The following is a 1,683-nucleotide window of genomic DNA, read 5'->3' as shown; positions in this document are numbered from 1 at the left end:
TGCAGTGCACATAGTGCGAAAAATTAAACAATAGTACGCCAAATACAAGTTCTCTAATTCCTGTTCTAATGTTGAACAAAATCTCTTGGAGTTTAAGAGAACAATTCCTAAAAAATTCCTGCATCCCAAAAGAGGCAAATCATGCTGTGCTGCTTAAATAGGCCGATATAAAAGGTAAGCTAAATTTTTACAGGGAAAATATTTCAAGCAGCAAGGCACCGTTGATTGAACCGAATTTATGGAGTGTGCAACTAGAACACTTCAACTACTACACTCGATTAACAAATTTTAATACAAAAGGAGAAAACGTTATGAAAGCACCAAAAAAAATAAAAAAAGCTATTGCTAAAAAATTCAAAAATTGGATGGGTAGCCTAATTACCACTGCTTCAAAAGAAACTGCTACAGATCGTACACAAGAACCAAGTGCTTCTAGCAGTACAAATAAGGATCTTCCAGGAGAAGTTGAAAAACAAAAGCTTTTAGAAGTGCTTAAAAAGGAAATGGGCATAGAACCCTCAGATGGTCGTGAAGAAAATCATATAATACTGACAGATGCTATATCACGTAAAGATAGTAGAGCTGCTAGAGAAATTTTAAAGCTATCTGAGGAATACGGTATTTTGGAGGAAATACTCAATAAGAAGATAATAATAAAACAAGCAAATGGCCAAGAGACGAGCTACACACCATTTGACTATGCTAATGAAAATTGTAAAGAAATTGCAAAAATTATCGAGGAATTTAAAGGTGATTCGAATATACCGACTGAAGATATTACACCTGTAACTGATAATATTGAAGTTATATCAACTAAACTTAAAGATATCAATAAAATCAGTAAAGATCTAAATACACATCAATCTATATGCGAAAACAGCGGAGAGACTCAAAATGACACCACACAAGGACCAAATACTTCCAACTCTCTCTTCTGCTGAAATAAAGCCATGTTTTGATAGTGATGCTGCAAACAAAGGAAAAAACTCATCAATAAAAACAACGCAGCAAAGACAAGCAATCCTAGCTGGTTTTGTTGGTACAGCGTTATTCGTAAGTAGTGCTGCGTTGTATATCCTGGAAATGCACGTTATAGTCGTAGTTGGCGGGATTGTTGGATTGGTTTGTATAGGTTTTGCACTACATAATTCATTCAAGCTGAATACCAAGCTTGAGAAAGTATAGAACATTCCGCTCATTCTTCTTTAAATTGTTAATCAATTAATAACTGGTAAACTTTTTTGACTTAAGTTTATATCTTAAATCATATACCTTTAATGACCGAGGACGCACTGCAAACAGTAGGTTTTACGCCTTCCAGATAAGTGTTTACCTTCAAAGAATTATCTAAATTATGTTTTATTTGTGTATTTCTTTCGAAATTAAATCCTAATTTTTCACAGAGTTTTTGAAAAATTTCTCTAATAACATCAAACAAGTTCTTACCTCCCTCTTTATAATTTTTTAATTCCTTAGGAATAGTAAGTGACAATTTGCCATCTTTATAAGTTACACCATCTTTACTATCTTTAGACTCAAGTGTAAATTCAAGTGATGTAGATAGATCACACACTTTTTCTTCTGGATTATCAAGCTTAGTTACAGGTATTTCCATATCAGACTTTACTGTTATTTTATTATGGTCAGTATAATGAATATTCATTACTTTTTCAGGATCTCTTG

The 1,683-nt window shown here is 33.0% G+C and carries 2 protein-coding genes and 1 pseudogene; 2 read left to right on the top strand and 1 reads right to left on the bottom strand.

Going from position 1 to position 1,683, the window contains the following annotated elements; genetic code table 11:
- The first annotated feature begins 311 nt into the window (after positions 1–311).
- A complete protein-coding gene (locus DM84_RS05835; RefSeq protein WP_250779047.1) occupies positions 312–941 on the top strand; it encodes a WD_0033/WD_0034 family tandem repeat-containing protein in 630 nt (209 codons plus the stop codon).
- Entirely contained in the window at positions 895–1,185 is a 291-nt protein-coding gene (locus DM84_RS05830; protein ID WP_250779045.1) for a hypothetical protein, read from the top strand. Before DM84_RS05835 ends, DM84_RS05830 begins: the two co-directional genes overlap by 47 nt.
- Positions 1,186–1,264: 79 nt before the next feature.
- On the opposite strand, the pseudogene DM84_RS05825 reads toward DM84_RS05830, so the two are convergent.
- Positions 1,265–1,683 (bottom strand): annotated as a pseudogene (locus DM84_RS05825) (hypothetical protein); the annotation flags it as partial.

The organism is Wolbachia pipientis (assembly GCF_023661085.1).
In the GTDB taxonomy this organism is placed as follows: Bacteria; Pseudomonadota; Alphaproteobacteria; order Rickettsiales; family Anaplasmataceae; genus Wolbachia.
The sequence above is the reverse complement of the archived record's forward strand: the minus strand, read 5'-3'. Positions and strand labels throughout refer to the sequence as shown.